This is a genomic window from Aliarcobacter sp., assembly GCF_041672065.1.
In the GTDB taxonomy this organism is placed as follows: Bacteria; Campylobacterota; Campylobacteria; order Campylobacterales; family Arcobacteraceae; genus Aliarcobacter; species Aliarcobacter skirrowii.
This window is the reverse complement of sequence record NZ_JBAZAH010000073.1, coordinates 1-7,141: the sequence shown is the minus strand read 5'-3', so window position 1 is coordinate 7,141 and position 7,141 is coordinate 1. Positions and strand designations below refer to the sequence as shown.

9 protein-coding genes are annotated in these 7,141 nt (G+C 27.8%); all 9 read right to left on the bottom strand.

From position 1 onward, the window contains the following. A partial coding sequence (locus WC168_RS08935; protein ID WP_372618759.1) for an energy-coupling factor ABC transporter ATP-binding protein occupies positions 1 to 766 on the bottom strand: 766 nt, incomplete at its 3' end. Next, positions 763 to 1,458, bottom strand: coding sequence for an ABC transporter permease (locus WC168_RS08930; RefSeq protein WP_066221269.1), 696 nt, complete (start codon positions 1,456 to 1,458; stop codon positions 763 to 765). The genes WC168_RS08930 and WC168_RS08935, both read right to left, overlap by 4 nt. 25 nt (positions 1,459 to 1,483) lie before the next feature. Then, positions 1,484 to 2,293, bottom strand: a complete 810-nt coding sequence (locus WC168_RS08925) for a substrate-binding domain-containing protein (protein ID WP_372618756.1) — start codon at positions 2,291 to 2,293, stop codon at positions 1,484 to 1,486. Between the two features lie 16 nt (positions 2,294 to 2,309). Further along, positions 2,310 to 3,557: a molybdopterin molybdotransferase MoeA gene (locus WC168_RS08920; protein ID WP_372618754.1), complete on the bottom strand. Its 1,248-nt coding sequence runs from the start codon at positions 3,555 to 3,557 to the stop codon at positions 2,310 to 2,312. Positions 3,558 to 3,559: 2 nt separating this feature from the next. Then, a complete protein-coding gene (locus WC168_RS08915) occupies positions 3,560 to 4,549 on the bottom strand; it encodes a cysteine desulfurase (protein WP_372618752.1) in 990 nt (329 codons plus the stop codon). Between the two features lies 1 nt (position 4,550). Next, on the bottom strand, positions 4,551 to 4,913 hold the full coding sequence (locus WC168_RS08910; protein WP_105925227.1) for a winged helix-turn-helix domain-containing protein: 363 nt from the start codon (positions 4,911 to 4,913) through the stop codon (positions 4,551 to 4,553). Then, the gene (locus WC168_RS08905; protein WP_105912790.1) at positions 4,897 to 5,322 is read right to left on the bottom strand and encodes a ModE family transcriptional regulator; all 426 of its coding nucleotides are present in this window, start codon (positions 5,320 to 5,322) and stop codon (positions 4,897 to 4,899) included. Before WC168_RS08905 ends, WC168_RS08910 begins: the two co-directional genes overlap by 17 nt. Then, positions 5,315 to 6,103 carry a formate dehydrogenase accessory sulfurtransferase FdhD gene (gene fdhD / locus WC168_RS08900; RefSeq protein WP_066405449.1) on the bottom strand — a complete coding sequence of 263 codons (789 nt, stop codon included), beginning with the start codon at positions 6,101 to 6,103 and terminating at the stop codon, positions 5,315 to 5,317. Before fdhD ends, WC168_RS08905 begins: the two co-directional genes overlap by 8 nt. 71 nt (positions 6,104 to 6,174) lie before the next feature. Further along, positions 6,175 to 7,141, bottom strand: a 967-nt coding sequence (locus tag WC168_RS08895; RefSeq protein WP_372618749.1) for a cytochrome b/b6 domain-containing protein, incomplete at its 5' end; no start/stop codon positions are given.

Here is a 7,141-nt window from a genome sequence, read left to right as displayed (position 1 = left end):
TACTTTGATTGATTATTACAACTGAATCTCTTTTTTTACTCTTAGAGTTTGGAATTACTATTTTTTGACCATCAATAAAATTTTTAACCAAATCACCGTTTTGATTTTTACTCCATGGTGGAAATAGTAGATTTATATTTCCATGTTCAACTAAACTTCCTTGAAAAAGTGCTATCTTTTTATCACTTATATGTTTTAACCATGTGTAATCGTGACTTGAGATAAATATTGTAGTGTTATATTTTTGCTTTGCCAATAAAATAGCATCTTTGATTAATTGTGCTGAATTTGTATCAACTCCAACTGTTGGTTCATCTAGTATTAATACTTTTGGTTTTAAAATTAATCTTGAAGCCAAAGCAACTCTTTGAGCTTCACCACCTGAGAGTTGATTCCATTTTCTATTTGAAAAATTTTTATCAAGACCAACTAAAGAGAGAGCCTCTTCAACTTTACTTTTTAAATCTATACTCTCTCCTCTTATTTTTAAACCATAAGCAATATTTTCAAATACTGTTCGTTTTAATAAATATGGATTTTGAGGAAGCATAACAACACTTTTTTTAATATTTTCATCTATTATGATTTCACCATTTTGTGGTTTAGAAATAAAAGATAAAATAGAAAAAAGTGTAGATTTTCCACTACCATTTGGTCCAAAAAAACCAATAATTTTATTCTCTTCTAATATAAGATTATCAATACTTAAAACTCTTTTTTCATCGAAAAAATACTCAATATTTTTTAATTCATATAAAATACTCATTGAGTCCATCTCCTTTTTAGCATTGATAATGCTATATTAACCATAAGTGCAACTATAAAAAGTACTAAACCTAAAGCGATACCTGTTTCAAATTCACCTTTTCCAGTTTCTAGTGAAATTGCAGTTGTAATTGTTCTTGTATGATATTTTATATTTCCACCAACCATCATAGAAATTCCAATTTCAGTGATAATTCTTCCATAAGCTGTCATTGCTGCTGTCATTAGACCAAATCTAGCTTCAACTAAAGTTGTTAATAAAATTTGATATGGTTTTGCACCCAAACCTTTTAAAGATAGATATAATCTTTTATCTGTTGATTCAACTTGAGCAGCTGTTAATGCAATAATTATAGGTAAACCTAAAAAAATCTGCCCTATAATTATCGCTTTTTGAGTAAATAGTAGATTATACTCTCCAAAAGCTCCTGCTTGTGATAGAGTTGTATATACAAGAAGTCCTATTACAACTGTAGGAAATGCCAAAAATGTATCTACAATAGTTTTTATTACCGTTTTTCCTTTAAATTGATAATAACCTAGTAAAAATCCCAAAGGAAGTCCTAGTATTAGACTAATTAATATTGACCAAGAAGAAACTGTAATAGTAACAATTATTGCAGAATATACACTATCATTTCCACTAATTAAAAGCTCAATAGCCTCTTTAAAACCATCTACTAATAAACTCATATTTACTTACTATTTCCTATTTGTATTATTTTGCATTTGGTATGAATAGTGGTTTATTCAAAAGTTTAAAATCTCCTATAAACTTTTGTGTATCAGCACTAACTAGCCAATCAGAGAATTTTTTTGCTAATTCATCTTGAGCTTTTGGACATTTATCTTTATTTACAGGAATAACACTATATTGATTAAATAGTGAATTATCATTCTCTACAACAATTTTCATTGTATTTGAATCACCTTTTTGTGACTCATACTTAATCCAAGTTCCTCTATCTGTTAATGTATACCCTTCTTTTTCAGCAGCCATATTTAGTGTAATAATCATTCCTTGACCAGATTGAATATACCACTTATCTTTTTCAGGTGTTACATCACTAACATTTCTCCACATCGCTAGCTCTTTTTGATGAGTTCCTGATTTATCACCTCTACTAATAAAGTTTGCTTGTTTCTCTTTAATTGTTTTAAATGCTTCTTGAGTAGTTTTTCCTTCAACTTTAGCTGGATCTTTTTTTGAACCAACAATAACAAAGTCATTATACATAACCTCTTTTCTATCTTTACCAAAACCAGCTTCTACAAACTTTTTCTCAGCTTCTGGAGCATGAACCAAAAGAACATCAACGTCACAATTTTCACCCATTTTTAAGGCTTTACCTGTTCCTGTTGATACCCATTTTAACTCTATTCCTGTATCTTGCTTAAATTTTGGGGCTAAACTATCCAATAATCCTGTATCTTCAGTACTTGTTGTTGTTGCCATCATTAAACTATTTGCAAATAATCCACTAGCTATTACTACGCTAAAACCTAAACCTGCTAACAATTTTTTCATATTTTTCTCCTAATTTTTAATTTAAAATATCTGTTCTCTCTTCAAAATAAATACCATTTAAATCAAGAATTTTTATCTCTTGAGTTGATTCTATATTTGAAGTAGAAGCATTTGTTACCAAAATTGAATTACTCTTATATAAAGCTGTAATCATTCCAGCACCATACTTATTCTCATCTGTAACATAAAAATTACCATTTTGAACTCTTCCTAAAACTAGATTTACCCTCCCTTTTTTTGTTTTAAAACTACTTTGGTTTATAGCTTTTATATAACCGTGATAAAAAGCATTTTCACCTTGAAGTTTTTTTAACATTGGAATTACAAATAGATTTATATTTACCATTGCTGTTAGTGGATTTCCAGGAAGACAAATTACCAAAGAAGAATCCATTTTCCCCATCATTATAGGACGACCTGGTTTTACATTTACACCATGAAAAGCTACTTCTAATCCATTTTTTAAAAAAGCTTCTGCCATAAAATCAGCATCTCCCATAGAGATACCTCCACTTGTAATAATTACATCATATTTTTTTAAACTATTTATGAAATTTATTGATTTTTCTAAATTATCTGGAATAACTCCACAATAAGTTGCATTAAAACCTTTTTCGTTTAGTTGAGCAATAATTGCAAATGAGTTGCAGTTATATATCTCTTCATTTGAAGCTTTTTGCCATGGCTCTTTAAGTTCATTCCCAGTTGATAAAACAGCAATTGAAATTTGCTTATAAACTTCAACCATAACTACTCCTTGGCTTGCAAGTAAAGCAATATGTGAAGAGTTTATTTTTTCCCCTTTTTTAATTAAAATATCCCCTTTTTTTAACTCTTCAGCTTCTAATCTTAAGTTTGAACCTTTTTTAATATCAGCAGGTATAGTTACACTATCTTCTGTAACATCTAAACAGTTTTCAATAGCAATAATAGTATCAGCATCTTTTGGCACCTTCGCACCTGTCATTATTTTGTAACACTCATTTTTTTCAAGTAACTCATCACTACTTTTATCTTTATCACCAGCAAAAATAGCTCTTTTTATTTTTAAAGCTTGTCCTGCATCACTTGCTTTAAAAGCAAATCCATCCATAGCAGAGTTATCAAAAGCTGGAAGATTTTTTACACATAAAATATCTTCACTTACAACTCTATTTATGGCAAAATTTATAGAAACAAATTCACTACTTAAAGTAGTATTTGTCAATTCAAAACTCTTTTTAATTGCTTCATTAAAATCTAAATAGTTTAATTTTTCAAACATTTTTATCCTTTATTTAATACTTTTATCTGTAAATATCTTTTTGAAATAAGATTAACAATTTTATCTATTTCACTAATTGAATAGCTTTTTTCAAAACTAAGTGTTATTGCATTTCTGCTAGTAAGTTCATCATAACCCATAGCTTGAATAACTCTTGAAGGTTTTGATAAACCTAAACTACACCCTTCTCCATTTGAAATTAAAATTTCATCTAAAGCTAAAGTTCTTATTAACTCTCTTGCTTTTATACCTTTAAGAGCAAAATGAAGTGTATATTCTAAGTTATTTTTATTGTCGATAAAATAATAAATATTATCTTTTAAACTATTTTCTAATTTTTCTTTAAAAATCTCTTTCATACTATTTTCAAATTTTTGATTTTTCAAAGATTGAAAAATATTATTTAATGAAATTCCATCTTTTTCAAAAATAGCTTGTTCTTCAAATAAATTTTGATTAAAAAGTATTATTGATTTTGTTGAAAAACCAGTTAGTTTATATGAATCAAAATATATAACATCACTATTTTTATCAAAAGAGGCACTTGCATTTGAGATAATTTTTGCATCTGTTAGTTTTTTTACATTTTCTAAACTATTTTTATAAAAAGTATCAACTGTATATGATGACAGAAATAAAAAATCTATTTTTTGATCTTTTAATTTATCTAAATTAACACTTCCATCTTTATTTAAATCTAAATATAAAATATCAAATCCAAGAGAGCAAAAAATTTCGCAAGCATCAATTAAACTTTGAGTTTCTCCAAGACTTACTGCAATTTTCCCTTGTTTATTTAATTGAAGTAATAAAGATAAAAAGCCAATCTTACAAAAAGAGAAGTAGTTTAAACTTTCAAATGCAAAATCTTTTTTTAAACTATCTTCTAAACTAATATAATCTTCATTATTTGATAAAATATTCAAAGATAAACCATCTTTAATATGCAAGTTTTGCATATTTTTATACTGTAAAAAGTTTAGTTTATACACTTTATTTATCCTTTATTTTTATTAAGTTTTCACTTAAAAAAAGTTCATTAAATCTCTTTTTTGAGTACTCTTTTATATCTTTTTCTAAAACTTCATAAAGCTCTATTAGCTCTTTTGCTTTAGTAGTTAGTTGTGAACCACTATCAATAGCTCTTCCTTTTTTTGTAACAACTAAACTATCTTCAATAAACTCTTCAAGGATTTTTATATGACTCCAAGTTTTTTTATAGTTCATATTTAAATTTTTTGAAGCATCACTAATTGAACCTGTTTTTTCAATCTCTTTTAAAATCTCTGTTTTTCCACTTCCAAAAATAAGATTTTGCTTATTATCTTCAATCCAAATTTTAACTTTGATTTCCACTTTTAAGCCCTTTTTTTTCTCTAAAACATCCTAGTTGGCAATAACTTACTTCAATATCAGAGTTTTTAACAGTTGATCCAACTATTTTTAAAGATGAGTTTTTTGCTTCTTGCCACAAATCTATACAAGGAATTCTTTGCTCTTTATAACTATTTTTTAATCTATTATAAATCTCTTCATCTTTAGCTAAGAAATCTAAAGAGCCAAATACTCCAAGCTCACAATCTGTTATTTTAATGCCTAAAGATTTTGTAATCGCACTCATATCTTTAGCTTCAACTTTGATTTTTTTAGCTACTTTAAATGCCTTTAAACAAGATAGTTTTTTATTCTCATCAAGATTTTCAAAAACTATTCTTTTTTGCTCATCACTCAAATTAAAATCTAATTTATCATCAATACTAGACATCAATTCTTCCACTATGAGTATAAAGATTCATCTTTTTACCTCTTGCAAATCCAATAAGTGTAAGACCATGTTTATGTGCTGTTTGAACACCCAAATAAGTTGGTGCTGTTCTTGATACAACTATTGGAATTTTGTGCATCACAGCTTTTGTAACCATCTCTGAACTTAATCTTCCACTTACAAACAAAATTGATTTTGTTGTATCAAGACCTTGCAGTTTACACTTTCCAATTGCTTTATCAATAGCGTTGTGTCTTCCAATATCCTCAGCTGTTACAGTTGTTCCATCAAGCAAATAAATCATAGCTTTATGAACACAACCTGTTAAGTTATAAAGTTCACTCTCTTGATAAAACTTTTTAACTTCAGTATAAATAGTTTCTGGTTTTATTTTAAAAGCAGTTTGATTAAATGGGATTTCTAAACTTCCTTCAATATTTCCAGTAACTCCTCCACCACAACCACTTACTAAAGTCTTCTCTTTATATAAATTTTGTAGTGAGTTTTCATCTATTTTTGCTTTTACATCTACTCTTAATCCATCAGCACTAACTGTAAGCTCTTCTATGTCAGCAATAGAAGAGATTACATTCTCACTCATTAAAAAACCAATTGCATGGGCATCTTGGTCTTTTGGGATTGTCATCATAGATATAGCTTTTTCTCCATTTAAATAAAGGTTTAGACGTGCTTCTTCAATTGTCACGTCTTCAACCATATTGGCTTCATTTTCTATAAGTTTGTCAATAATTACGGTTTTTAAATATTTGCTATTATCCATAGTTTTCCTTAATATGCAAATTTTGCATATTTAAAATCTTTTTTTAAATAGAAAAAGCCCTAAAGCTTTTTCTATCTTTTTAATAAATCTTTATCTTCTTCTAATACATCTGGTCTTAGTTGCTCTAAGTACTCAATTGGCAATTTCCCAGTTATCACACCTGGAATATAACCTTTTACTGAAACAAAGTATGAATACACTGTTTCAAATGTAAAGAAAGAGATAATTGCACTACCCATAAAATGGAAAAATAGAATAAATCTTTTTATCTGTATTGTTTGTGCATGCGTTGCTGCATCTGGAAACATATACCATATTGTAAAACCACTTAATACAAGTAAAAAACCAAATGCAACATACATATAGTAGTTGATTCTATTCATATGTTCATATTTTCCTCTTAAAAAGAATTTATGCCATATTTTAGAACTAGGTCTTACAAAGTATTTATGATCTTTAAATGCAATAACTGTAACAATTAACCAAACTGGAATCCAAGCAACACCAACAACTTCATGTGTAGCTCTCATAAGTCTAGGAATATATCCTCCACCTGTCCAGTTTCCAAATGTTATTGAAAAACCAGTTATAAACAGATAAATCATAATTACAATATTTAATAAAAGAACAACTCTTTGAAAAAGTGAATAAACTTGAACTTTCTCATTTTCTCTTGTAATTTTAGCTTGTTTTCTACCTTTTGCAACAATAAACATTATTGTAAATAGACAAAATTCAACAAAGAAAACCCAAGGAAGAAGATGTTGTCTCTCTTCAAATGCTCTTATAACTTCAGGCGCAATTGCATCATATCTAGGTCCAAAAAGACCCACTTCCATCTGTTGATACTGTGTTAAACTATCAAAAGGTACAATTTGTCCAGTAAAATTTCCTTTTAACATCTGCATTAAAAATTGGTAAACATAGTTTATATCAGCAATTGTTGCTAACCAAAAGTACCAATATGTTAAAAGCATGAACAAAAAGCCTACTATTAAGTAAGCTTTATATTCACTTAGAAAACTTTTATTTTCCATA

Bases quoted from the DNA above. Each gene is read 5' to 3' on its own strand.
- WC168_RS08920 (WP_372618754.1), bottom strand. From the start codon at position 3,557: ATGTTTGAAAAATTAAACTATTTAGATTTTAATGAAGCAATTAAAAAG.
- WC168_RS08905 (WP_105912790.1), bottom strand. From the start codon at position 5,322: ATGTCTAGTATTGATGATAAATTAGATTTTAATTTGAGTGATGAGCAA.
- WC168_RS08925 (WP_372618756.1), bottom strand. From the start codon at position 2,293: ATGAAAAAATTGTTAGCAGGTTTAGGTTTTAGCGTAGTAATAGCTAGT.
- fdhD (WP_066405449.1), bottom strand. From the start codon at position 6,103: ATGGATAATAGCAAATATTTAAAAACCGTAATTATTGACAAACTTATA.
- WC168_RS08930 (WP_066221269.1), bottom strand. From the start codon at position 1,458: ATGAGTTTATTAGTAGATGGTTTTAAAGAGGCTATTGAGCTTTTAATT.